Origin of the sequence: Robertmurraya sp. DFI.2.37 (assembly GCF_029211245.1) — a bacterium.
Lineage (GTDB): Bacteria > Bacillota > Bacilli > Bacillales > Cytobacillaceae > Robertmurraya > Robertmurraya methanolica_A.
In genome coordinates, this window is record NZ_JARGEJ010000009.1 from 1 (window position 1) to 23,340 (window position 23,340).

General features: G+C 37.9%; 20 protein-coding genes and 1 riboswitch. Of the genes, 10 read left to right on the plus strand and 10 right to left on the minus strand.

Going from position 1 to position 23,340, the window contains the following annotated elements; translation table 11 throughout:
• The first annotated feature begins 496 nt into the window (after positions 1 to 496).
• Positions 497 to 1,747 (plus strand): sensor histidine kinase, encoded by a 1,251-nt coding sequence (locus PZE06_RS06955; RefSeq protein WP_191963174.1) that lies wholly within the window; start codon positions 497 to 499, stop codon positions 1,745 to 1,747.
• 156 nt (positions 1,748 to 1,903) lie between these two features.
• On the opposite strand, the gene PZE06_RS06960 is transcribed toward PZE06_RS06955, so the two are convergent.
• On the minus strand, positions 1,904 to 2,224 hold the full coding sequence (locus PZE06_RS06960) for a YnfA family protein (protein WP_150914935.1): 321 nt from the start codon (positions 2,222 to 2,224) through the stop codon (positions 1,904 to 1,906).
• 138 nt (positions 2,225 to 2,362) lie between these two features.
• On the opposite strand from PZE06_RS06960, the gene PZE06_RS06965 reads away from it, so the two are divergent.
• The 3 genes from PZE06_RS06965 to PZE06_RS06975 all read left to right on the plus strand — a co-directional run bounded on the left by PZE06_RS06965 (position 2,363) and on the right by PZE06_RS06975 (position 4,694).
• Positions 2,363 to 2,581, plus strand: coding sequence for a hypothetical protein (locus PZE06_RS06965; RefSeq protein ID WP_150914936.1), 219 nt, complete (start codon positions 2,363 to 2,365; stop codon positions 2,579 to 2,581).
• A gap of 127 nt (positions 2,582 to 2,708) precedes the next feature.
• Complete coding sequence (locus tag PZE06_RS06970; protein ID WP_150914937.1) at positions 2,709 to 3,311, plus strand: TetR/AcrR family transcriptional regulator; 603 nt, start codon at positions 2,709 to 2,711, stop codon at positions 3,309 to 3,311.
• A gap of 369 nt (positions 3,312 to 3,680) precedes the next feature.
• On the plus strand, positions 3,681 to 4,694 hold the full coding sequence (locus tag PZE06_RS06975) for a DUF3231 family protein (protein ID WP_225310628.1): 1,014 nt from the start codon (positions 3,681 to 3,683) through the stop codon (positions 4,692 to 4,694).
• 59 nt (positions 4,695 to 4,753) lie between these two features.
• On the opposite strand, the gene PZE06_RS06980 is transcribed toward PZE06_RS06975, so the two are convergent.
• The 4 genes from PZE06_RS06980 to PZE06_RS06995 form a co-directional block, all read right to left on the minus strand.
• Positions 4,754 to 5,347 (minus strand): P-II family nitrogen regulator, encoded by a 594-nt coding sequence (locus PZE06_RS06980; RefSeq protein WP_225310780.1) that lies wholly within the window; start codon positions 5,345 to 5,347, stop codon positions 4,754 to 4,756.
• A 64-nt stretch (positions 5,348 to 5,411) separates the two neighbouring features.
• Positions 5,412 to 6,908 carry a DUF1538 domain-containing protein gene (locus PZE06_RS06985; protein ID WP_150914939.1) on the minus strand — a complete coding sequence of 499 codons (1,497 nt, stop codon included), beginning with the start codon at positions 6,906 to 6,908 and terminating at the stop codon, positions 5,412 to 5,414.
• 251 nt (positions 6,909 to 7,159) lie between these two features.
• Positions 7,160 to 8,446, minus strand: coding sequence for a type II restriction enzyme (locus PZE06_RS06990; protein ID WP_150914940.1), 1,287 nt, complete (start codon positions 8,444 to 8,446; stop codon positions 7,160 to 7,162).
• On the minus strand, positions 8,424 to 9,290 hold the full coding sequence (locus tag PZE06_RS06995; RefSeq protein WP_150914941.1) for a DNA adenine methylase: 867 nt from the start codon (positions 9,288 to 9,290) through the stop codon (positions 8,424 to 8,426). Before PZE06_RS06995 ends, PZE06_RS06990 begins: the two co-directional genes overlap by 23 nt.
• Positions 9,291 to 9,466: 176 nt before the next feature.
• On the opposite strand from PZE06_RS06995, the gene PZE06_RS07000 reads away from it, so the two are divergent.
• The 5 genes from PZE06_RS07000 (at position 9,467) to ribH (ending at position 13,746) form a co-directional block, all read left to right on the plus strand.
• Positions 9,467 to 9,916, plus strand: a complete 450-nt coding sequence (locus PZE06_RS07000; RefSeq protein ID WP_150914942.1) for a GNAT family N-acetyltransferase — start codon at positions 9,467 to 9,469, stop codon at positions 9,914 to 9,916.
• Between the two features lie 67 nt (positions 9,917 to 9,983).
• Positions 9,984 to 10,129: riboswitch (FMN riboswitch) on the plus strand.
• Positions 10,130 to 10,261: 132 nt separating this feature from the next.
• Positions 10,262 to 11,359, plus strand: coding sequence for a bifunctional diaminohydroxyphosphoribosylaminopyrimidine deaminase/5-amino-6-(5-phosphoribosylamino)uracil reductase RibD (gene ribD / locus PZE06_RS07005; protein WP_150914943.1), 1,098 nt, complete (start codon positions 10,262 to 10,264; stop codon positions 11,357 to 11,359).
• 2 nt (positions 11,360 to 11,361) lie between these two features.
• Entirely contained in the window at positions 11,362 to 12,000 is a 639-nt protein-coding gene (gene ribE, locus PZE06_RS07010; RefSeq protein WP_150914944.1) for a riboflavin synthase, read from the plus strand.
• Between the two features lie 28 nt (positions 12,001 to 12,028).
• Complete coding sequence (locus PZE06_RS07015) at positions 12,029 to 13,225, plus strand: bifunctional 3,4-dihydroxy-2-butanone-4-phosphate synthase/GTP cyclohydrolase II (protein ID WP_150914945.1); 1,197 nt, start codon at positions 12,029 to 12,031, stop codon at positions 13,223 to 13,225.
• Between the two features lie 53 nt (positions 13,226 to 13,278).
• Positions 13,279 to 13,746: a 6,7-dimethyl-8-ribityllumazine synthase gene (gene ribH, locus PZE06_RS07020; protein WP_150914946.1), complete on the plus strand. Its 468-nt coding sequence runs from the start codon at positions 13,279 to 13,281 to the stop codon at positions 13,744 to 13,746.
• A 176-nt stretch (positions 13,747 to 13,922) separates the two neighbouring features.
• On the opposite strand, the gene PZE06_RS07025 is transcribed toward ribH, so the two are convergent.
• Positions 13,923 to 15,746: a YhgE/Pip domain-containing protein gene (locus tag PZE06_RS07025; protein WP_150914947.1), complete on the minus strand. Its 1,824-nt coding sequence runs from the start codon at positions 15,744 to 15,746 to the stop codon at positions 13,923 to 13,925.
• Between the two features lie 2 nt (positions 15,747 to 15,748).
• Positions 15,749 to 17,806, minus strand: a complete 2,058-nt coding sequence (locus PZE06_RS07030; protein ID WP_150914948.1) for an efflux RND transporter permease subunit — start codon at positions 17,804 to 17,806, stop codon at positions 15,749 to 15,751.
• A 460-nt stretch (positions 17,807 to 18,266) separates the two neighbouring features.
• Here PZE06_RS07030 and PZE06_RS07035 point away from each other — a divergent pair, with 460 nt between their 5' ends.
• Positions 18,267 to 18,833: a TetR/AcrR family transcriptional regulator gene (locus tag PZE06_RS07035; protein WP_150914949.1), complete on the plus strand. Its 567-nt coding sequence runs from the start codon at positions 18,267 to 18,269 to the stop codon at positions 18,831 to 18,833.
• 482 nt (positions 18,834 to 19,315) lie between these two features.
• On the opposite strand, the gene argH is transcribed toward PZE06_RS07035, so the two are convergent.
• From argH to PZE06_RS07050, 3 genes are read right to left on the minus strand one after another with little or no spacing between them, the layout of a single operon-like run.
• Positions 19,316 to 20,839 carry an argininosuccinate lyase gene (gene argH / locus PZE06_RS07040; RefSeq protein WP_150914950.1) on the minus strand — a complete coding sequence of 508 codons (1,524 nt, stop codon included), beginning with the start codon at positions 20,837 to 20,839 and terminating at the stop codon, positions 19,316 to 19,318.
• 23 nt (positions 20,840 to 20,862) lie between these two features.
• Entirely contained in the window at positions 20,863 to 21,597 is a 735-nt protein-coding gene (locus PZE06_RS07045) for a creatininase family protein (RefSeq protein ID WP_275791652.1), read from the minus strand.
• Between the two features lie 12 nt (positions 21,598 to 21,609).
• Positions 21,610 to 23,334 carry an ABC transporter permease gene (locus PZE06_RS07050; RefSeq protein ID WP_150914952.1) on the minus strand — a complete coding sequence of 575 codons (1,725 nt, stop codon included), beginning with the start codon at positions 23,332 to 23,334 and terminating at the stop codon, positions 21,610 to 21,612.
• Positions 23,335 to 23,340 lie beyond the last annotated feature (6 nt).

The window sequence follows — 23,340 nt, forward strand, 5'->3', positions numbered from 1 at the left end:
CCTGTTCGGGCCTTACATGCCTCCAACTCTTCTCGCCTTTTCTTTGGAGCTCTATCGTCGAGGCAACTCGTCGTTCATTCATGGATGCTTTGCTCGTGGCTGTGGTTTTACCATTAAACTACACCCGTATTTTTATTGTAATTATACTAAATTCTTTCTTCCCCTGTTCGGGCCTTACATGCCTCCAACTCTTCTCGCCTTTTCTTTGGAGCTCTATCGTCGAGGCAACTCGTCGTTCATTCATGGATGCTTTGCTCGTGGCTGTGGTTTTACCATTAAACTACACCCGCATAAAACGACTTAGTAAATTTTATTTCAAAAATAATAACATAGAACAATATATCACTGTTTTTTTTCGACGTCAATAGAGTTTACGGAAGAAATGTCGAAAAATGATGGGTTTCGCGCTTATTTCTGTGATTATTGAAAATATTGTGACAATATTTTAAAATAAGATTTAGTAATATTGACACAGGTCAAACGGAGGATGCGATACATGACTTTGCTAAAAGGATTGCTCATAAATCTTCTTGTGATTCTAGTTTTAGTTTTATTTTATAATATGGTGGTAGTAAATCAACAAAAGAGGATTTCACCGCATTTTCAGAAGTCGGTTCTTGCATTTTTTTCTTCTATATTAATTATTTTAAGCCTGTTATTATCCACTGCTATTGAGGATAACTTTGCTTATGACCTTAGATTTATCCCTTTTCTATTAGGAAGCCTTTACGGCGGTAAAAAAGTAACACTATGGTTAGGAGCACTCCTTATTTCAGCACGAATTCCAATTGGTGGGGATGGAATTTGGTTAACAGTCTTGCTAGTTATTTGCTTTAGTATTATTTTCATCCCCCTCTCTTCTCGGTTCGAAGAAAAATCAATAAAATGGAGATTGTTTTCCACTACTTTTCTGGCATTTCTATATTCCATTTTGGCATTATTAATCCCATCATTCTACTACAGTTTTTATAATGTCGAGACTTTTATTATTTATTCCTTTGTACTCACATCTGCAACTTTTTTTGTAACCTATCTTACTGAACTACTGAGAACAGCATATATATTACAACAAAAGGCTATAAAAAACGAAAAAATGGAAATTGCCAGCCATCTAGCGGCAAGTATAAGTCATGAAGTTCGCAACCCGTTAACATCTATAAAAGGCTTTCTTCAATTAATTTTAGAACAGAGGGATGTTCCAAATAAATGCAGACTCTATGCTTCACTTGCTTTGGACGAAGCATCACGGACGGCGGATATCATTGATGACTACCTTACTTTTGCCAAGCCTCATCCAGAAAAACTTCACGCACTTGAGATTGATAAAGAAATTTTGCAATGCAAAGACTTGATTTCTCCATTAGCAATACAACATTCAGTTGATATAAAAATTGTTTTTTTTCATACTGATAAAATCAAAGGAGATCCTCATAAATTTCGGCAGGTTTTACTGAATATATGTAAAAATTCAATCGAGGCTATGCCCACTGGAGGGACACTTACAATTGTCACTGCTACTAAATACAATGAAACTTTCATTCATATTACCGATACCGGTCTAGGGATGAGCCCCGATCATCTCGCTCGCTTGGGTGAACCCTATTTTTCGTTAAAAGAGCAGAAAGGCACCGGACTCGGGATGATGGTAGTCTTTCGAATTGTTGAAGGAATGGGTGGCAATATTAAAGTAAATAGTGAGGAACAAGTTGGAACCTCTATTACATTAAGCTTTCCATCCTTTGCATAAAATATCGGCAATTGTCTCTACACCGTGCCAAGAGTTTGCGTATTAATTCGATTTTTTTGGAAATTCCTCTTAAAGCCGTTGTGCAAAAAGAGCAGCCTCTGAGATGCTCTTTTTGCACAACGGCAATCTCTCATAGAAGGACCGCATCCGTCTTATTTATTGCCTCGGGGCAAATAATATCACCATCACACCAACGATGCAAATCGCCCCTCCCAGCCAATCGTATAAGTCAGGCGTTTTCCGATCAATTCCCCATCCCCAAAGGATCGAAAGAACAATAAAAACGCCACCATAAGCTGCATATACCCTACCAAAAGTAGGGAAATTCTGAAAAGTAGCTATTACTCCGTATAACGCAAGCGCCAGTCCACCTAAAATACCTAAATAAAAAGATTTGCCTTCACGTAGCCATAACCATATTAAATAGCCTCCTCCAATTTCTGCAAGACCTGCTAAAAGAAATAAAATAAATGCCATTTTCGAACCCTTTCCTTACCATTAAATCGACTTCTCCCTTACTCATTATGACAGATATGTGAAAGATGGAAAACGTATTGATCTTTTCATAAATTGATTATACTCTGTACAATTATCAATAAGAGGAGCGCGAAAGTCATGATCAAAATTGCATTTTCCTTTGCTGGTGGATTTATTCTTGTATTTCTTGAAGCATATATTGTGTTAATATTTAAAGGTTATCATTCTATCGACTTTGGAGGAATGCAACCTTTTTTAAATGTATGGATCATGAATTTTTTCCTTCTCTTCTCCATTTTTACCCATATTGAAATGTGGAGAAATGAACAGGGTAAGACGCACAGAACTACTCGATAAACTTGCTTTAATGAACAAATACTTACCACTAGAAATATTTTCAAAAAAGTATATAGTTAAAGAAAGACGTTTTTTAAAGACCTTAGTTATTTAACTATGTATCTTATTAGAAAAATGTGGTGATAACATGAAACTTGGCAGAGCTGCTAATAAGAAGAAACAAATGGAAGAAAGAATCTATGAAGCGGGAATGACACTTTTTCAAGAAAAAGGCGTGGCAAATACAACACTGCAAGAAATTTGTCAATTAGCAGGTGTATCAAAAGGAACTATTTTCAATTATTTCTCTTCGAAGGAGGACATAGTTGCAAAATTTGGACAAAATCAAATTAAGGTATTACGAGAATTTGCTGAACAACTCCCAGATTCGATGAATACAAAGGAAAAAATTATAGCTGTTCTTATGGAAGATATACGTGGTGTTAAGGAATCTGCTTTTAGTGCCAAAGCTGCCTTAAAGGGGATCTCTGAAGGTGGAGAAAAGGTTTACGAATTAGAATCTAAAAATCGCCGCGACTTAGCAAATATTTATGAAAATATTTTAAAAGAAGGACAAAAAACAAATAGTGACTTAAACACTTCTTTGGTGTCAGACTTAATCGTCAGCATTTACTTTCATGTCCTAAATAAACACTTTTACCACAATGATCAACGTGATAAGCTTGAAACAACGATCATTGCTTCACTTGAAGTTATCTTTGATGGCATTAAATCGCATATAAAAGCATAATGTGATAAACCTCCTCTTTTGTTGACCACTTGCCTTACTCCAAGATTTTGTGCCCTAGAACCACCGAAACGTTCACTTCTATATACGCATTCACTTCAAAATAGAACAACGTCTAGGGCTCTGTATTCGCTTTTTTACGTATCAAATCTTAAATTTGCGTCGCTCCCCTTTTATTTCACTTAAAAGTAGTTGCATGAAATAAATAGCGTTAGGATGATGTTCTCTTGTCCTGTAATATTCTCGCTTACTAACTCTTCATTAGTCCCGTCTATCTCTAACAAAGCTCCGCAATTTATCTGTATAGTTCATCGCCGTTACCATAAAATAACTACATACTGATTAATTAACATTCTATTGGAGGTAAGTGCTTTGGGAACTGCTAAAAGTAAGCAACAGTTAACCACTGCAGAAATATCAGCACTTTGGCTGCAGTATTTAGGCGATAGCATGGCGATTTGTATGTATAAATACTTTTTGAAAATTGTTGAAGATCATGAAATCAAATCGATAATAAAATGGTCATTGCGTTTGGCCGAAAAACATATTGTAAACATTGAGGAATTCCTAAAAAATGCCGACTTCCAAATTCCTGTTGGATTTACTGAAAATGATGTCAATTTAAAAGCTCCACGCCTATTCTCAGATCAATTTCTCTTATTTTATTCTTATATTATGACCATTCACGGATTAACTGCTTACAGTTTAGCTATAACCAATTCGCAAAGAGTGGATATTCAAAATTATTATTTTGACTGTCTAGAATCATCTAAAGAACTATTTCAAAAGATTGTAAAATTAGCTGAACAACAACCAAAATATTCCCCAGTTCCGATTATTCCTTCTCCTAACGGAACTGAATTTACCAGTTCGACCGGTATTTTATCCAATTTAATTGGTGACAAAAGACCGCTCAATATTAACGAAATAAGCAATCTTTTCTTTAATTCAAAAAAGACCGGCTTTGTGAGAACTTTAAGTTTGGCCTTCAGTCAAGTAGCAAAAACAGAAGATGTCCGTGACTTTATGTTAAAAAATGTAAAACTAGCAAATAAGGATGCCGAGACTTTTAATACGATATTAGAGCAGGATCATCTCCCAATTCCTGAAAAATGGGATGCTGAAATTACAAACTCTACTACAAGTCCATTTTCTGATAAATTAATGATGTTCCATGCCGCCTTTCTCGTAAATACTGCCCTCTCCTACTATGGTGCTTCATTAGGAGCTAGCCTTAGAACAGATATTATCTTAAATTATAAAAAAGTTTTTAACCACGCTATGCAGGCTGGAGCTATTTGCTATAACATTATGGTGAAGCACGGCTGGCTTGAAAAACTTCCTGAGGCAATCGATCGTGAATGTTTAGCAAATAACAAAAAATGAAAGATAACCAGTCAATATGAAAAGGCAACCACATTTAATCGAGTGGTTGCCTTTTCATATTATTCATATAATCCATAAGTTTTATTTACATCTTGGATAAAGATAACACCATTTCCAGGCTCATCAATTTTAAGTTTCTTTTGGATGGAAGAAACGATCGCATCTGTACTTTCCTTTTTTGACAAAATTAATACCATTTCTTTTTCTGGTTCAATATTCATTGAAAATAATTTACTCGTTTCATGAATACCAGATCCTCTTGCATTAATAATGGTGCCTCCTTTAGAACCTGCTTCGGTTGCGGCGTCAATAACGTCCCCTGCATTTCCCTTTTCCACTATAACGGTAATAGCATGATACATATTTTCTTCTGCACCTCTACCTTCATTTAATTGAGCACTCTTGCAGCTTCTTGCACCAATAACGCGACCAACAGAGGTTGTAAAGGCAATACCTTGATTCGGCTTTGTGAATTTGAATTTATGCGCCAGTTGTTCAATAACTTGACTCACTGTATCTTTATTAGAAACCATAATTACAATCTCTTTTCTTATATCGTTTATGGCTAACATTTCCAAGAGGCGGTTTTTTATAGTCCCTTTTCCTAGTATAACAGTTCCTCCTGAAATCCCATGCTTCTTTGCTGTTTGCATGATCTTGCTTCCTTTGCCAAAATCAACAATGATACAAACCTGTTCAAAGATGTTCATTTCAGAATTACTGGACATTTTTCACCACTCCTCTCTTCTTTGATTTTAATTTAAAGATAAATCCAACGATTTGTAAAGTAATTAAAGGCGTTAACGCGACCATAGCTATCATTCCAAAACCATCGACAAGAACATTGGCTCCTTCCATCGCTTCCGCTGCACCTTGGACAAACGCTAATATGAAAGTAGCAGTCATTGGTCCTGATGCCACTCCGCCAGAATCAAAAGCAATCCCTACAAATAACTTAGGAACAAAATAGGTCATTCCAATTGCCAAAATATAACCTGGAAGAAGATAATGCCAAAGCTGAAGCTCAGGAATAAGGATTCTTAACATGGATAATGCTACGGCAGCTCCTACGCCAATACAAAGGGAAAATAGTACCACTTTTCTCCTTACATACCCACTCGTTACATCTTCTATTTGATGCGTTAATACATGGACTGCTGGTTCGGCCAAGATTGTCACGAGCCCTAATACAAATGCGACAATAATAAGATATGCTTTATTATCCAAAGAGGCAATAGACTGGCCGATCGCTCTTCCAACGTCCATAAACCCAGCATTCACACCAACTAAAAAGAAAACAAGACCAATAAATGTGAATACTAATCCGGTGACAATTTTCCTTACCTCTTTTTTCGACATTTTAAAGGAAAATTTCTGAAATAAAAGAAAAATAATCAGAATCGGAAGCAAAGCAATAATAATCTCTTGTGCAATGACCGGAAATTCATGTAGAAATGGCCCCAGTATTGAATAAGATTGCTCATCATGTTCTTCCAAGCTGCCTGTAATTTTATCCGACTTTGATATAATATTCATAATCATAACGGAAATGATTGCCCCTGTTGAAGCTATAGCTACAAGGCCAAAGCTATCTTTTTCAGACGCTTTGCTATCCTTTTTCATAGCAGATACCCCTAGGGCAAGGGCTAAAATAAATGGTACGGTTAGCGCGCCAGTTGTTGCACCAGAAGCATCAAAGGAGATCGCTAAAAATTCGGGAGTTGTAAAAAATGACAACATAAGAATGATTATGTATAAAACCGTTAATAGTTTGTATAGGGGGAAGTTGTAAACAATTCTGACTAGTCCTGTAGCGATAAGGGCGCCTATTCCGATCGAAACAATAATGACAATGCTCATTTTTGTAATAAGGCCTGATGTAACAAAATCGACCTGTCCAGCTAAAATATGTAAGTCTGGTTCGGCAATTGAAATAAAGAAACCGAGCAGCAAACCGGCAATCATGATAATCCACACTTTGTTTGTCTTTGCTAATGCTTTCCCCATTAGCTGACCAATTGGAGTTATTCCAATATCAACGCCGAATAAAAAGATGGATAAACCGATAATAATCAACATCGCACCAATTGTAAATCGGATAATTAATGTTGGACTATCAAGAGGAGTTAGTGTAAAGTTCAGGATCAAGACAATTACGGTGATCGGAAGGACGGCATATAAAACTTCCTTAAACTTGGAAATTAGAACATTCAAATAGAGCTCATTCCTTTCATGCATTAATTGAGTGTGCTAAGTGACAAAAATAAGTAATGAAGGTCGATTCACAATATGAAAAGGGTATTCGAACTTACTAAAATAGAAGTCTGCTTAACTGACAGATTTCACAAAAGATTCATTTAACTATGAAGAAAAAAATAATCCATCTTTATTATCGCATAAAGATGGATTATCTTAATAATATTATGTCCCTATTTACATCCATGACACTGAATAAAACGTTCATTTTAATAGGTTTCTGGCAATTGTAAGATCCAGTTAATCCAACCCATAACGGTCGATGCCCTTCTGAAATAAGTACTCTCTTTATGAACATTATACAACTGGGAATTTTTCATTATCTCTACGACTCGGGCCTTTTCTGGTAGGCTTCCCTTTTCAAAATACTCGGCTAATACTTGCTTAAAAGGCTCATGGCTAAGAATAGCTTGGGTCAATCTCAAGAATTTTTCTTTTGTCTTCAGCCCCATACTCTCTCTACCAACCCGAGTCAAGCGAAACATCACCTGCTTATTCTCATCCTTGTACGTTTCGATTAAACCAAGATACATACCAGCTCTTGTATAATAGCTCGTTTGCCTTTCATCAAAAGCATAATTTAAGGTAATTTGCTCCTTACTTAGATCATTCTCCACCAATAACCCTAATAAGTCCACAACTCTCATAAATGAATCTGCCTGAGGAAATGGAATCTCGGGCTCTGGAACGATTTGTGCAGAACGAAATACTCTAATAATATCATCTTGTACAATACCTTCATGAGCGATAATAAAATCCTTCTGCTCGACTAGCTTTAATGAATTATAGCGATTCGGGTCAGTAAATTCATATATAAAAAAACTAAAGATATCATTAGAATAGGTAAAGAACACAGGAGTTACCTTTTTATTCGTCTTCTCTTTCCATAAACGGTAAGGATAATAGAGCTGCCTTACCAAAAAATCATCAACCGTCTCATTTTTCGCTTCCACAATCATGAATTGATGTTCACTCTCATAACCACCATCAATTTCGATTTGCGAGTTTTTTATCTCGATAAAACGGTCCATCCCCTGTTTCGTTTGAATATGAAAGCTAAATTCTTTCGATGACATTCTCCCTGAAATCGTTTGGTAGGATGACTCTCCAAGAATCCTTTCCATCATTCCGGTCACATGGGCGCAATGGAGAGCCGAGCTTTCCGAATAAAGATTTGTAGGGTCAATTGTCGTGATCATACTTGGTAAATCTACCTGAATCGGCTTAAGCCTTGAATTATAGCTCACTTTTTCATAAACATTAAATTCTCCAATAATATAGCTAGAGCGAGAGAGAGGTAAAATCGACAAACCATGTTCTTTAAACAACTTTGGCAAATGGCTAAAGTGGTCAAACTTAGCCATCAGCCTTGGCTCTCGAACCTCTTTGATTTCTTTTGCTTGAATTTCAAAAAAGCCCTCCTGCTGAACTTTTTGGAGAATACGGTGCCGATCAAATAAGATCTCCCAAGCTCTATCTGTTTTCGTTTGGCTCATAATTCATCACCAGCACTTCATCAATTTTTCCCCGTTTCGATGCGACAGAATTAATGCTTCTTGTTGCTGCCACAATTTCAATGTGGAACTCCTGATAGATCTCTTTAATAAAGTCTGTCGCTGAATTACTTAATAAAAACTTGCACCCTTTTTTATTTAAGTGGACACAAAGATCGCGCAATCTTATTTGATCTTCTCTTCTAAAACCATCTAAACTATAGCTAGTAAAAGAAGAAGTATCAGATACTGGATCATACGGCGGATCAAAATAGACAAAATCGCCCTCTTTTGCAGCCTCAACTACCTTCTCAAAATCAGTGTTTAAAATCGTGATTTCACTCGTACTTAAGTAATGATGAACAGCGCGAAGCACCGGTTCATTAACAATTTGCGGGTTTTTATACTTTCCAAAAGGGACGTTAAATTGCCCCTTACTATTTACTCGATATAAACCGTTAAAGCATGTTTTATTTAGATAGATCATTCTCGCTGCTTTTTCCACCGGAGAAAGCTTGCTATAGTCTTCCCCATTCCTATCCAGATTACGTATTTCATAAAAATAGTCGCTATTATTGCCATCGTCATGCTTTTGTAATTCTTCAATTAACTCATCTACATGATTCATCACAACTTGATAGACGTTCACAAGTTCAATATTAATATCATTAAAAACAGCCTTCCTCGGCTGTAAATCTAACAGAACTGCTCCCGCCCCAATAAACGGTTCATAGTAAGTATCGATATCAGTTGGGATATATTTTCTAATCTCAGGAAGTAACTGTCGCTTCCCGCCAGCCCATTTCAAAAAAGGCTGAGGTTGTATCTTTTTCACTGCTTTTTCCATGTTGATTACAACTCCTCAAAATACGAACACAAATTCTACAACTTATCATATCATGAACACTTAAACAAAGAAATTGGAAAAGTAACAAGCCCATAAGAGAATATATCATTTTTATTGTGCGTAACTCCGTTCAATCTATGATTTAATAAAACTATAAACTTTGGGGAGCTGAAAACATGAACACGACTGTAATAAATGAACTGAAAACCGTACAAGATTGGAAACAAGCTTTTCCTGTTATGAAACAGCTTAGAACCCACTTAAATGAAGAAGAATATCTGCAACTCATTGGAGAGGCAGCAGAAAAAGAAAACTATAAAATGTTCGCCCTCCTCGAAAATGAAACGATCGTAGCCGTTGCTGGAATCATGCCGATGATTACTCTTTACAACGGAAAATTCATTTGGGTATGCGATTTGGTAACCGATTGCCATCACCGCTCAAAAGGATATGGCGAGGCTCTTCTTAACCATGTACATCAATGGTCAAAGGACAATGGGTATGATGTCATTTCTCTCTCTTCCGGATTACAAAGACATGATGCCCATCGTTTTTACGAAGAAAAAATGGATTATGCAAAAGTAAGTTATGTTTTTTATAAAAAGCTCCGCAAAAATGAACTATAAGGGAACATTGTGTTTCAAATACTTGTTGTCTGAATTTAAATCTGCTATGCTTTCTATAATTGAATAGGATTTCCTTCGGGGTCGGGTGCAATTCCCAACCGGCGGTGATGAGGGGTACCTCTTAGTCCGTGACCCGGTTTCATTCATTTGAAAACGGTGGATTTGGTGAAATTCCAAAGCCGACAGTAAAAGTCTGGATGGGAGAAGGAATGGATTAATTGTTCAAAAATGCTGTTTTTTGACGTTTATTTGTGATGCCTTTTTCTCCCTTACTAACACTATTTAGTAAGGGAGTTTTTGTTACAATGGAGATTTTTTTATAGAAAGGAGCCATTTTTATTTGTAATGAATGATTGTGAATATATGAACATAGCACTTTCTTTAGCTCACGCTACTTTGGGTCAAACAAGTCCCAATCCGAGTGTCGGCGCTGTGTTGGTGAAGGATGGAAGATTAGTAGGCACCGGTGTCCATCTAAAAGCTGGTACTCCTCATGCAGAAGTTCATGCGATTCAAACAGCTGGCAATGATGCAAAAGGCGCAGTCATGTATGTTACTCTAGAGCCTTGTAGCCACTATGGGAAAACCGCACCTTGTGCTGATCTAATCATTCAATCAGGGATTAAAAAAGTATTTATTGCAGCGCTAGACCCAAATCCACTTGTTTCAGGCAAAGGACTTGAAAAGCTAATTCAGGCTGGAATTGAGGTCGAGGTTGGTTTATGCAAAGAAGAAGCTCTAAAGTTAAACGAAAAGTTTTTTCACTTTATTCAAACGAACACTCCATTTGTAACGATCAAAGCTGGCATTTCATTTGATGGCAAAACAGCAAGTAAAACAGGTGATAGTAAATGGATTACTTCCCCTGAATCACGTCAAGATGTCCATAAACTTCGTCATGAGCATGACGGAATTTTAGTAGGAATCAACACGATCCTACAAGATAACCCTCTTTTAACCACCAGACGACCCCAAGGTGGAAAAAATCCCATTCGAATTGTTTTAGATTCAAAACTAAATATGCCAATATCAGCAAATGTCGTACAAGATCGCTCAACAAAAACGATTATTTTTACAGGCAATCAGCATCATATTGCTCGTAAAAAAGAACTAGAAGACTGCGGCATCACCATTGTCGTTCAAGAAAATCCGCAAATTTCCATTAAGGAGGTTTTGAAAACATTAGGTGAATTAAAGCTCATGTCCGTCTTAATCGAAGGTGGTTCAGAAGTACACGCTTCCTTTATAGCAGAAAAGGCCTTCCAACAAATCATTGCCTATATCGCACCAACAATCATTGCTGGGAAAAATGCGATTCCTTTCATAGGAGGGCTTGGCGCTAATTTTGTAAAAGATGGAACACATCTTCAATTCACTGCGGTCGATCAGCTTGGACCAGATCTGAAAATCACGGCAAAACCTCTTGCTAAGGAGGAAACGTAATTATGTTTACTGGAATCATCGAGGAATTGGGCTCGATCCAAAATATTCATGCGAGCAAAAATACGCTCGTACTGACGTTGCAAGGAAGAAAGGTAATGGAAGATTTAAAAATCGGCGACAGTATCGCAGTCAATGGCGTCTGTCTAACAGTGATCGATTTTACCCATACTTCCTTTTCAGTTGATGTCATGCCAGAAACCTATAAAAGCACGTCTTTATCAACGTTGCATAAAGGCTCGTTAGTAAATCTAGAACGGGCACTCACTGCCAACGGCCGTTTAGGAGGGCATTTTGTAACTGGTCATGTAGATGCCGTTGGACAGATTATAAAGCGTGAACATAAAGAAAACGCCATTTACATTGAGCTTACTTTTCCAATTGAATTTGATCATCTCGTTTTAAACAAGGGCTCGATTGCCCTTGATGGGACATCACTCACCGTCTTCGGGAACAGGCATGGCCACTTAACCGTCGCACTGATTCCCCATACAGCGAAGGAAAGTGTGATTGGTCATAAAAAAATCGGCGATCAAGTCAACATTGAATTCGATATGCTCGGAAAATACTTATTTTCCTTTTGGCAATCAAGAGAGGATAGACAACTTTCAATTAACTTCCTCAAAGAAAATGGTTTTCTGTAGATTCACTATGAAAGGGGCAATTAATAGCATGTTCCATACAATTGAAGAAGCAATAGAGGATTTAAAAGCAGGAAAGATGATAATCGTTTGTGATGATGAAGACCGTGAAAATGAAGGTGACTTACTCGGTTTAGCGGAATATGTATCGCCTGCAATGATCAATTTTATGGCTAAAGAGGGACGAGGGCTTATTTGTATGCCCATTACACAATCGATTGCCAAAAGACTAAAGCTTCCGCCAATGGTTGAGCGAAACACCGACCACCATGAGACAGCCTTCACCATCAGTATTGATTATAACAAAACAACAACGGGAATCAGTGCGTTTGAACGGGCATTAACGATTCAAAAAATACTTGATGAACAAATAGCTGCTTACGATTTTAGAAGACCCGGTCATATTTTCCCTCTCATCGCTAAGGAAGATGGAGTTCTGCGTCGCGCAGGTCACACTGAAGCAGCGATTGATTTTGCTCGATTAGCTGATTCCAAGCCGGCAGGCGTCATTTGTGAAATTATGAAAGATGATGGCACAATGGCAAGGGTCAATGATTTAATCGTGATGGCCTCTAAGTTCAATTTAAAAATCGTAACCATTAAAGATCTGATAGAATATCGACTTAAACACGAATCGTTAATAGAGCGTCATGTTGAAATTCAACTTCCAACCGAGTTTGGCGACTTCAAAGCTATCGGGTTTACGAGTAAAACCGATAACAAAGAACATGTCGCTCTTGTAAAAGGAAATATTGACGGAGACGACCCTATTCTAGTCAGGGTTCATTCAGAATGTTTAACAGGTGATGTATTTCACTCTAAGCGCTGCGATTGCGGTCCCCAACTCCATGCTGCCCTCACACAAATTGAAGCAGAGGGGCGTGGCATTCTCCTTTATATGAGACAAGAAGGGCGTGGCATCGGGTTAATTAATAAATTAAAAGCTTATAAACTTCAAGAGCAAGGCTTTGATACCGTTGAAGCAAATCAAAAATTAGGATTTCAAGCTGATCTACGAGACTATGGAATCGGTGCACAAATATTAAGAAATCTCGGAGTTGAAAAACTGCGCTTACTCACAAACAATCCGCGCAAAATTGCCGGTCTTGCTGGCTATGGTTTAACGATCGTGGAGCGAGTTCCTCTTCAACTACCAAGCAATCAAAACAATATTAATTATTTAAAAACAAAACAGGAGAAGCTTGGACATTTACTCATAATTGACTGAGTTCCAATTAATCATACAAACCTAAGCAAACAACCTGAATAGGAGTGGAAAAAATGGCAAAAATACTTGAAGGCAATTTAGTTGGTACTGGATTAAAAATTGGTATTGTGGTCTCTCGTTTTAATGAATTTATTACAGGTAAATTACTTGCAGGCGCTGAGGATGGGTTGATCCGACATGGGGTTAAAGATGAAGACATGACAGTTATGTGGGTTCCAGGAGCTTTTGAAATCCCTCTTGCGGCAAAGAAGCTGGCTGCTCAAGGTAATTATGATGCCATTATCACCCTCGGAACAGTGATAAGAGGAGCGACACCACATTTTGAGTATGTCAGTAATGAAGTAGCGAAAGGCGTCGCTGCGACCGGGATACAAAGCGGTACACCCATTATTTTTGGCGTTCTGACCACAGATACGATTGAACAAGCGATCGAAAGAGCCGGAACAAAAGCCGGCAATAAAGGTTATGAAGCCGCAGTTAGCGCAATTGAAATGGGGAATCTCTTTAAACATTTTAAGTAAGATGTGTGGGCACTCACTCGTCCACGTTTAATCGATTGCTGTGTTTGCAGTTCCCGCAACGAAAAAACAACAAGTGCAAGTGGGGAACATGAATTAATCATTGCCCACTTGCACTTGTTTTTAGTATATTAGGTCCTTCTTAGTTTTACTTCAGTAGCCATGAAAATGAGTTACTATCATTTAAAAAGTTCAAGCAACCGTGCCCAAAAACCTTTTGGTTCTTCTTTCACTTCTTCATCAGCTTCCGGTTCTTCATATTTTATGCTTTCTGTTTTTAAAACAAATTGTACTGAATTTATTTTCTCATTTTTAGGTGACATGAATGAGATAGGTTCAAAATCTGACTTATCGTATTCAGCCATCATTTGGTCAACCTCTTCCCTCATTTGTTCAGGAATATCATCTGTTGCTTCTTTTAATTCCCCTGTACCATCATGAAGTTCACCAACTCCTGCTTCTAACTCTCCAGTTCCTTTCGATAAATCTGCAATTCCACCGTCAAGCTGATCATAAGAGCTTGATAACTGCCCTACTCCGCTTGCATAACCGACTAATCCAGCATGGAACTTCTTATAATTAGAAGCAAGCTCGCCAACCCCTTTTTGTAATTGGGTCAATGAATTTGCCATGTCTGAACCCTCTAATGAGGAAGAAACTCCTTGCGCCATCGCTTCAAGATGAGCTGCCATCTCTACTAGTCCACTGTTAACCTCAGCAAGTGTTGAATTGACCGCAGTAAAAGCAGCTTTTACTGCTGAATAAGTTCCTTTAGCAGTCTGCGCTGCTGTATACGTATCGATTAATTGCTTCAACAGTGCTGGATCAGCATCGCTTCCGTACAGTTCTTGAATTTGCGCTTCAGATATATCGTGCGTTGGGATCGCAATCATCACACGATCTAATGCGTCATAAGCACCAGCATAATGATCTTTTAATGTAGCCAACCCTTTCGATGTATCCCTCAGACTACCAGCTATTTGCAGAAGTCCTCCTTCCAATTGCTTCAAATCGCCAAGATCGATTTCTTCTGTATTGCCAGTAAGCGAACTGTTTAACATGGCAAGCGCTTGTTCAATTTGTTCGGAAGCACGAACTAACTCGGAGGATGATGCTGCAACAGTCTCCATGCCTTCATGATATGCCGCTGATCCCGTGCGTAAATCTTTCACGCCACTGTTTAATTCCTCAACACCATCATTTAATTCTCCAACCCCATTATGAAGCTCATCAATAGCATCGGTTAAAGACTCCATATCATCGACCATTCCGTCAATATCTGGAGAATCGATTGCCATTGATAATGGCACGGCGGAAATGTCTATCCCCTCTAGTTCAAATTTTACAACATCAGCCTCAACGAGTAGTTCTTCTTCTTTCTCAGGCATTACCGTAAAAGTTATTTGTTTATTTTTTCCTGCATTGGCAAGCATACCGTCAGGAGCTTTAATATTGCTATAAATATCTAAGTCTAAAGATAGAGAGACTTGCAACAAATAATTTTCAAAAAATAGCGGGTCTACTTCATTATTTGCAGAAGTGGCAATCCTAATTTGTACACGCCCAGTTTGCCCTGCCAACTCTTCCGGTGCCATTTCTTTTCCATTCAACAGATACGATACGGAAACATCCCATGGCAAAGAGTGGTCATTGATATTGCCTTGATAATAAAACTTTCCTTCTGGGGCCATGAACTCAACTGCACCATTTGTCTGTTCCAATTTCGTTAAATCCGTTAAATTTTTTAAGTCAGAATAAACACCAAAATCAAAGACTTTACCTGCTTTCTCCACATCTAAAATATTGACAACATATAACTCTTGTCTTTCACCAGTAGCGCTTAACTTTCCATAAACCACTTCATCCTTTGAAGAAACTTTCCCTTCTTCCTGGGAGAGTATTTCATCCGACTTACTTGTATTCGTAGCAGCCGTCACAAGAAAGGAAGGAAGCAACAAAAGAATCGCAACAAAGACAAATAAAAATTTCTTTAATCTCCTCATGATCATTGCTCCTTATAATAATTTGCTTTCCAAGTTGTTTTCGTTATTAATTTGTCAAAAATCAGCAGCATAGCAGGGAGGAAGAACACAACTAAAATAAAGGCAAGCAATGCTCCCCGGCCCAATAATAACCCAATGGAGGCAACAATCGGATTCGTTGAAGTAATCCATAAAATGAATCCCACACTTGATAGAATCGATGCAGAAATTCCAATCGAGAATATCTTTTCATCAACCGTTCTTTTTACCGCTTGGAAAACGGTCATTTCCTTCCTATATTCTTTATAGGCATCCGTCAATAAAATCGCATAATCAACTGTCGCGGCAAGCTGAATAATACTAATAAGTAAATATCCCACATATTGAAGCGGCGAATCAGTAAAGTACGGAACAGATAAATTGATCCATACAGCAGTCTGAATTGTAAGAAGCAATATTACTGGAATTGAAAGCGAGCGGAATGTAACAAAAAGAACAAAAGCAACTGTAGCAATCGTTAAAAGATTAACCAACTTATTGTCTTCTTCCACTGTTTTTTTAATGTCGTACAATGTTACGCTTTCTCCAACAAGATAGACACCGTGCTCATATCGCTCATGTGCAGCCTGTTGAATCTTTTCAATTAATTGAAAGGCCTCATTTCCTTCATTCTTCGTTTCAGTTTGCAAAATAATTCGACTGTAATTCTCTGAGTAAAATTGCTCTGTGATAGATGGCTCTAAATACTCGGGTGGTATCGCTGCACTAACTGTGTTTACATAAGCAAGCACACTGGTTACATGCTTCAATTCTTCCAGTTCATGGACCAATTCTTCCTCTTTCGCAATGTCCCCTTTTGGAACAAGTAAAACAATTGGCGTACTTTCCCCAAACTCTTCTTTAATTTTTACGATGTCAGCTCCCGTTCTTGTTGATTCAGGCTGTTCTCCAATCCCATAAGTGAAGTCCGTTTTACTTTGGGCTAAAAAGGCTGGAACAACTAGTAAAAGAACAACGATAAAACTTAACAGCCTTAGTTTGACAACTGCATTTCCAATCTTTTTAAAACTTGGGAGCAGAGGTTTATGCTGTGTTTTATCAATCCATTTATAAAAAATAAGTGTTAACGCTGGTAAAAATACCATGACACTTATAAAGCTAAGCAAGATTCCTTTGACAAGGTTAATACCTAAATCTGAGCCAATTTCAAATTTCATAAAGGACAACGCAATAAACCCAAAAAAGGTCGTTGAGGCACTTGCCGCAATTGCAGAAAATGATTTTTTCATAGCAAGTTCCATCGCTTCGTGTGGATCCGCTACTTTTTTCCGATAATCTTGAAAGCTATGAAGTAGAAAAATAGCATAATCCAATGACACGGCTAGCTGTAATATCGGCGCGACCGATTGAGTAACAAACGAAACCTCACCGAGAAAAAAGTTTGTTCCCATATTAATTAAGACCGAGACTCCAATCGCCGTTAAAAATAACAGCGGCTCAATCCAAGAAGTTGTTGAAATAACCAAAATAAATATGATAATCGGAACTAATAAAAGAGCCGCGTACAATGACTCCTTCCCCGCCATCGTTTGCTGGGTTGCCGTATTTACTGATTCACCAGCAAGTGCATTATCTTCTCCAATTAACTCGTAGATGGCATTCGTAATTTGCACTTCATCACCTGGACGGATACTGAATAAAAATAATGCCGTACCATCTTTATAATAGGTTTCTACCGTTTCCGCATCCGCCATTTCAAGGGGTGATTTAATATCGATTGCATCATCTAACCATGTAACATCAGATACACCATCAATTGCTGCAAGCTCTTCTTTAAAAGAAAGAGCCTCTTGAAGTGTTACATCCTTTACCATCACGCGATTAGATGGAACGCCACCTGAGAATTCCTGTTCCATAATGTCCAATGCAATCGTTGAGCCAGCTTCTTCCGGCAAATAATCCTTCATATCATAATTAACTGACACCGTAAAAAGTGCAAAGGTACAAATAATAGTCAGGATCATAAATGTAATCGCAACGGATTTTTTCTGTTTGATTATTCGTGCTGCAATATTTATCATCCTTCACCTCTCTTGCCATTTTTTTTTATTCACCATATCATTATAGAAACATGGTGTTGTCTATTCAACAATCAGTTTAATAGCATTTGTAATTTTCCCAACATATTCATCAAATCTGTTGGATAAAATAAAAAATTAGATTCAGACGGTTGACCAACGCTCGCTTTCTTTGTTGCTTCTCCTTCTCCAGTGCTCATTACTTATTTTGGTAACTCCGCTCATTGAAAGCCAAACGTTTTCATTCAGTCTGGAGAGAAACGGCTAACTATCACCTTTGGCTTTACCTACACTCTAGTCATACTTTGTTACTTATCGGTATCGATTTTTCGCTCATTTTCTTTCTCTGGAACTTCAGTAATATTCAAGCTCGTGTGAAGCCAAGGTTTCGCACGAAATGAGTAAAAAAACATTTGAACCATTATCGGGTTTAACTAAACGAAAAATTAAGGGGAATTTCACAATGAATGCAAAATTAGACCGCCGAAAAAAATACACGCGGATGGCTTTAAAAGATGGATTAATCAAATTATTACAAGAAAAGCCGATTTCAGCTATTACCGTTAAGGAGATTTGCGGAATCGCTGATATTAATCGCTCCACTTTTTATTCTCATTACTTAGATCACTATGACCTCCTTAATAAAATAGAAGAGGAAATTATTGAGGATATGGCCGGTTACTTAAATGAATGCACTTATGAAAAGGATGAGGATGATCTTTTACTAATTGAGAGACTGTTAGAATACTTCCATTCAAAACATGAAGTCTGTACAACACTTCTAAATGAAAATATGGACACCACCTTCCAAAAAAAAGTGACCATTTTCGCCCATCAGTCTTTCATGAAAAACTGGAGAGCATCTCACACTCTTGATAAAGAGATTGCTGATTATGTCAGCACTTTTATTATTAGCGGTAGCATTGACGTTATTAGAAAATGGTTGAACAACGGAATGGACAAACCGCCTAAAGAAATGGCCGAAGTGATTAGTACGCTGATTAAAAAAGGATTTTCAGGGTTGTTATAAATAAGCTAACGGAAAATCTTGGTTCATTACGAGTAACACTGAAAAACACGCTCAGATTGGATACTGAGCGTGTCAATTCCAACTCGATAATCACCTTACTAATCTTACTTGCCTAGCTTCCGAAAACGCCAAATTAGCACAGGCGAAATCTTCATCCACTCACAGTCTCCCTTTACTTTATCTGTTTGAATGCTTAGTTTTCAAGGTGCTTTCACACAAAACCTTGCTCAAAAAAGAGTGTCATAAGATAGAGGTCTGTGAAACAGAAAACAAGAAAATTGGTCCATGTAACAAGAAGGTGTCCCAAAGGCTTAATTTTTTGGAAAACGCTTATTTGCTAATCTCTATAAAAATGGTTAATTTTCGCTCCAAAGGATGCTTTCATTAGGCGAATCCTTTTTATCTATCATAAAAAAAGCTGATATCAAAAGTCGGTTTTTCATAACCCTTTTGACACAGCTTCTTTCACAGGCACCATCACCTTAATGCTGCGAATTTGTCCACTTCGAGGTAATGTTTTTGACTTTTAAAGCCGCTTTTGACAAATACTCTTTTCTTTCATTCAACCAAAAAATTAAATCACTTTGTTCCCTTTGTCTCACTTCAATCGTTTTTTCCATCCTTGTTGGGCTTGGTCCACCTTCTAAACTACGTATTTGTACAAAATACTCAGGGCTTAAACATTGTTTTAATTCTTCCTCAGATAAGCTAGAGTGTTTGCCGACTATTTTCATAAATTGATTGTTTAGCAGCTCCATCGTTAAAGAATGCAATGTTCTTTCACCACTTCTCATCAATTCTTTAACAGTGGAACTAACAACATGATGCGCCTGCCTGAAAGACAAACCGTCTTTTCTAACAATCGTGTCAGCTAATTCTGTTACATTTGCAAAGCTCTCTTTCGCCCTCTTTAAAAGGACTTCCTTATTTACTTCCATTGTCAATAATACAGAAGTCAACAAATCATAAATTCCGCCTAATTTCTCAACGGCTTTCCAAATATAGGGCTGCATATCATCTTCCGTATCTACAATATCGCCAAAAGGGGTATTATGAACCATTAATAAGACTGTTTGGCAATCTCCCGCCACGCTTGATAACAATGCTCTCATATGCTCCATCGAAACGGGATTTCTTTTTTGTGGCATAATAGAGCTAATCTGCACATATGGAGCAGAAAGGAGAAATGCACCATACTCTTGCGTTCCCCATAGTAGAAAATCCTGCATTGACCTTCCTAAATTCAATGCAGATAATTGAACAGAAGTTGCAGTTTCAGCAATATAATCGGCTCCAGCTACTGCATCCCATGCATTATCAATCATCTCTTCGAATCCTAACAGCTCTTTCATCCGTTCGCGATTAATGGCAAAGCCTGATGTTGTAAGTGCAGCTGCCCCCATACTGCTGCGATTAACCGTTTTAAAAGCTGCCTGCATTCGATGAATATCTCGTGTCAGAATATCTGTCATAGCATTCAAATAATGACTTAATGTAGTTGGCTGTGCCTGCTGTGTATGGGTATAGCCAATCATCACCGTTTCCTTATGCTCAGCCGTTAATGCAATAAGTGCTTCACGCAGTTTTAGTGCCTTTTCAATTAAAACGAGTAGCTTGGTTCGTAACGTCATTCTATAAATGGCGATTCCCATGTCATTTCGACTTCTAGCAATATGGAGATTTCCTGCAATATCTCCCGCCTCTTCGATTAAAGAATGCTCTACTTCAAAAAATAAATCTTCAAACTCTCCCGTGTAACTGCTCATCTTTATCGTTTCAACATCTAGCTTTTGTACGGCTTTCGCAATCTTTTTCGCTTCTGCTTCTTTAATAAGTCCTTGCTCAACCAACATAATTAAATGCGCATAGTGGATTTCTAACATAGAGTCAATAAATTGTGTCTTCGCCTCATCATAAGCTGGTTCAAGTACCATTGACATATACGTTTTGGAAGGAAAGGCTGTTCCTTCCTTCCTGATGACTTGTTCCCTTAGCACTGATTTCATTTTAGTCAATCCCTTCTTGTCTACTAATAGTAAAGCCAATTTTTAATTAACTCGTTTAAATTAGTGCTAGCTTTATGGACAATTTTTCTTCCCTTGTTTTCACTGATTTGTTGAATTAGACCAGTATAACCATCCCATGAAACTGGAGTTCCCTCAACTAGAATATATGGACGCTCCGAAAGCGGAGCTTGTTCCTTAAACTCCTCATCCCCTTGTTCCACTTCCACTAAATCTGGACGAAAAGCTTTAACTGCTGACATTTCATAAGGCCCCCCATGTCCCCGACCTTTTGTTCCCTCAAATCCAATTTCTTTCGCATCATCAACAGCCACCATCTGCCACCAGTTCACCAATAGTATGCTTGCATCAGTATGTTTCCCAGTCACATATTCTGCTACCGTTCGCGATAAGCCCATATTGCCGTCATGGGCATTTAACAGCATAACCTTTTTGATTCCCTGCTCAATAATTCCTACAACAATATCGATTAAATACTCCTGCATGACACCGGGACGAATCGTAATCGTCCCTTTGTACTTATTCGTTTTTCCAGGACAAGCTGTATAAGGTATTGTTGGATAAATGGCTCCACCTAAGCTAGGATCAATCAAATCTGCAAACCCTTTTGCTAGTATAATATCAGTTCCTAAAGGAGAATGAGGGCCATGGTATTCAAAGCTGCCCAAAGGGACTACAGCAAAGGGAGCTTGCTCAAGCAGATGAAGATCTCTTCCGTGAATATCACTTGCTTTCATCATCTTCCCTCCATTTTATATGGCTGCTCCTGCTTTTCCGTCAGTTAATTTTTGTGAGATAAAAAGAACAAGAATGATTAACACTATTTGTAATACTCCGTATGCACATGCAGTTCCAAATTGAAATGCGTACATTTTTTGGAAAATGGCTACTGATAATGGCATCGTTGAAGTACTATAAATTAAGATAGAAGCAACAAATTCACCAATTCCCTGAACAAGAGCGAGCAATGTTCCCGCTAGAATTCCAGAAAAAGCCATTGGCATGACAACCCTTCTAAAGGTATACCACCAATTTGCTCCTAAGCTACGCGCTGCTTCTTCAACTGATTCATCCATTTGCATTAGTGCAGCAGATGTGGAGCGGAATATTAACGGCAAATGCCGGACAAAGTACGCTAATGGCAAAATCCAAAATGTACCAATTAAAACTTGGTTAAAGCTAAAAACAGTAGGTTCACTAAAAGCAGCGATTAAATTAACAGCAACAACAGTACCCGGAAGGGCCCATGGAACCATAATTAAAATATCAAGAAATACTTTCCCTTTAAATTTCATGCGCACAAGTGCATATGCTGCGGCAACACCGAAAAGAATATTGCCTGCCGTTGCGACAAAGCTCATCTGCAAACTATTCCATATTGGGCGCCAAGTACGCTCATCTGTAAATAGATCAATATAATGCTGTAATGTATAGCTTGTCGGGATAATTTGAACAGTCCATTCTCCATCAACTGAAAAGGAAATCAACACAAGCACTAAAATGGGAAGCATTAAGATTATGACACCGATAAAAGAAAAGGCCATCGATAAATATTTTGCCCACTGTGAACGTAATTCGGTTCGATGAACACCGATGCCTTTACTTTGATTCTGGAAGTTACGTCTACCCTGGTACCATCTCATTAAAATCAAAAAGGAAATTGAAACAATCGAAAGAATGGTAGATTGTGTTGCCGCCATATCAAGATTCCCATTCGTCCTCGACAAATAGATTTGCATCGTCATTGTTCTATCAACACCGAACATTAATGGTGCGGTGTACGAAGCCATGGATATCATAAAGACAAGTAAGGAAGAAGCCACAAGTGATGGTGTCAACATTGGCAATATTACTTTAAGCCAAATACGAATTCTTCCTGAGCCTAGGCTTGTTGCTGCTTCTTCTAAGGAAGGATCCAAGCCTTTAATTGCTGCGGCCGCAGTTAAATAAAAATACGTATACATGGTGAACGTATGGACGACGATAACTCCGACAACACCTTTTAAAGCAAATGGTACACTGTCAAGATTAAACAATGCTTGAAAAAACCTTGGAATAATTCCACTTTCTCCATATAAAAAGGTGAAAGATAAAACGCCCACTAATGGTGGCAATGCCATTGGCACTAATATTAAAACGGATAAAATTTTTCTGCCAGGGAACTCATATCGCTCCATTAAAAAGGCCATCGTTACCCCAACAATGGCACAAGTAATAACACTAATGACCGAAATATATATACTTGTCCAAAGCGCTTCAAGATTGGCAGTACTGGTTAAGCCAAAAAAGCGTTGGTAATTTTCAAAAGTCGCGCCTTCCTCAGTCATAACACTTTGAAGAAAAGTCTGATAAAAAGGATAAATGACATATGCTAAAAGCACCAAAAAAATAGGTGAAATTAACACGTAAACAAAATATTTGGAGCGAGTTAAGCGATTCCACCAATTTTCCTTCATAGCATCCTGATTTCCACTCATTCTTTC

Excerpts from the sequence above, each read along its gene's own strand:
- PZE06_RS07045 (WP_275791652.1), bottom strand. The coding sequence starts at position 21,597 with ATGATGAAAGCAAGTGATATTCACGGAAGAGATCTTCATCTGCTTGAG.
- PZE06_RS06995 (WP_150914941.1), bottom strand. The coding sequence starts at position 9,290 with ATGGAAAAAGCAGTGAAAAAGATACAACCTCAGCCTTTTTTGAAATGG.
- PZE06_RS07025 (WP_150914947.1), bottom strand. The coding sequence starts at position 15,746 with ATGAGGAGATTAAAGAAATTTTTATTTGTCTTTGTTGCGATTCTTTTG.
- PZE06_RS06965 (WP_150914936.1), top strand. The coding sequence starts at position 2,363 with ATGATCAAAATTGCATTTTCCTTTGCTGGTGGATTTATTCTTGTATTT.
- ribE (WP_150914944.1), top strand. The coding sequence starts at position 11,362 with ATGTTTACTGGAATCATCGAGGAATTGGGCTCGATCCAAAATATTCAT.
- PZE06_RS07015 (WP_150914945.1), top strand. The coding sequence starts at position 12,029 with ATGTTCCATACAATTGAAGAAGCAATAGAGGATTTAAAAGCAGGAAAG.
- ribD (WP_150914943.1), top strand. The coding sequence starts at position 10,262 with ATGAATGATTGTGAATATATGAACATAGCACTTTCTTTAGCTCACGCT.
- PZE06_RS07035 (WP_150914949.1), top strand. The coding sequence starts at position 18,267 with ATGAATGCAAAATTAGACCGCCGAAAAAAATACACGCGGATGGCTTTA.
- PZE06_RS07000 (WP_150914942.1), top strand. The coding sequence starts at position 9,467 with ATGAACACGACTGTAATAAATGAACTGAAAACCGTACAAGATTGGAAA.
- PZE06_RS07030 (WP_150914948.1), bottom strand. The coding sequence starts at position 17,806 with ATGATAAATATTGCAGCACGAATAATCAAACAGAAAAAATCCGTTGCG.
- PZE06_RS07050 (WP_150914952.1), bottom strand. The coding sequence starts at position 23,334 with ATGAGTGGAAATCAGGATGCTATGAAGGAAAATTGGTGGAATCGCTTA.
- PZE06_RS06980 (WP_225310780.1), bottom strand. The coding sequence starts at position 5,347 with ATGCAAACAGCAAAGAAGCATGGGATTTCAGGAGGAACTGTTATACTA.
- PZE06_RS06970 (WP_150914937.1), top strand. The coding sequence starts at position 2,709 with ATGAAACTTGGCAGAGCTGCTAATAAGAAGAAACAAATGGAAGAAAGA.
- PZE06_RS06955 (WP_191963174.1), top strand. The coding sequence starts at position 497 with ATGACTTTGCTAAAAGGATTGCTCATAAATCTTCTTGTGATTCTAGTT.
- ribH (WP_150914946.1), top strand. The coding sequence starts at position 13,279 with ATGGCAAAAATACTTGAAGGCAATTTAGTTGGTACTGGATTAAAAATT.
- PZE06_RS06960 (WP_150914935.1), bottom strand. The coding sequence starts at position 2,224 with ATGGCATTTATTTTATTTCTTTTAGCAGGTCTTGCAGAAATTGGAGGA.
- argH (WP_150914950.1), bottom strand. The coding sequence starts at position 20,839 with ATGAAATCAGTGCTAAGGGAACAAGTCATCAGGAAGGAAGGAACAGCC.
- PZE06_RS06990 (WP_150914940.1), bottom strand. The coding sequence starts at position 8,446 with ATGAGCCAAACGAAAACAGATAGAGCTTGGGAGATCTTATTTGATCGG.